The 1,014-nt window shown below is 41.7% G+C and carries 1 pseudogene; it reads right to left on the bottom strand.

Annotated features, from left to right (window positions below):
* Positions 1-292: 292 nt before the first annotated feature.
* A pseudogene (locus tag O9290_RS27060) lies at positions 293-1,014 on the bottom strand (RNA-guided endonuclease InsQ/TnpB family protein); the annotation flags it as partial.

Below are 1,014 nucleotides of genomic sequence, written 5' to 3'. Positions count from 1 at the left end.
CCGCTATGCCCAATATCTCCGGATTGGCGGTTCCCAACGTTATACTCGTCAAAGCTACCGAAAAGGCTATATGAGTGACGCTCATCATATAAATTATGAATTATAAATTATGAATTATAAATTGTGAATTATAGATTACAGTAGTTTATCAGTTCTGAATTGGGAAGTGAGAATTGTAAATTATAATTAATTATCGAGCGGCAAAGGTTGGTTTTTGGCTGTGATCGGTAATCGGTAAACTGACAACTAATAGCCGTTGACATCCTCACCGCCGGGGCCGGACGGTGATTCCCTACAGATCGAACAAACTTAATTGAACGATCTTCGGATGGGTTAACGCTTCACGGGATGCTGCTTCTTTAACAGAAGTCTTACACTTTCCTCGACGCCCGTTTAAAGTCTCCGATTGCCCACCGGCGACCTTGATATTAATTGCGGCGTTTACATCCCTATCATGAAAAGTCCCACAAAAAAGACATTCCCACTCACGGATATTTAACGCTTTCTTACCGCCGATATTCCCACAACAGGAACACCTCTGAGACGTTGGCTCCCATCGGGAAATTATCCGAAAATCACGCCCATATTTATCAGATTTTGCCGATAGCATATCTCGGAAAGAACGCCATCCTAAGTCTGATATGGCACGGGATCACTTGCGATTCTTAACCATTCCCGATGTGTTTAAATCCTCTAAAATTATCGTTTGATTTTCACGAACAACTCTAGTGGATAGTTTATGCAAGAAATCAGTACGAGTGTCCTTAATCTTGGCGTGGATTTTAGCTACTCGTTTTCTGGCTTTTTCCCGTCGTTTACTTCCTTTTTGTTTTCTAGAAAGGTTTTTCTGTGCTTTTCTTAGTCGTTTTAATCGTTTCTTTAACGGTTTCGGTGCGTCTATCTTTTCCCCTGTTGAGAGGGTAGCAAAGGTAGCAATCCCTAGATCAATTCCCACTGACTCCCCATTATTAGGAAGTGTTTCGGGCTGAATCTCGACAACAAAGCTGAGAAAAT

Origin of the sequence: Microcystis sp. LE19-41.2A (assembly GCF_027530405.1) — a bacterium.
Taxonomy (GTDB): Bacteria; Cyanobacteriota; Cyanobacteriia; order Cyanobacteriales; family Microcystaceae; genus Microcystis; species Microcystis aeruginosa.
This window is presented reverse-complemented; position numbering and strand designations above follow the sequence as displayed.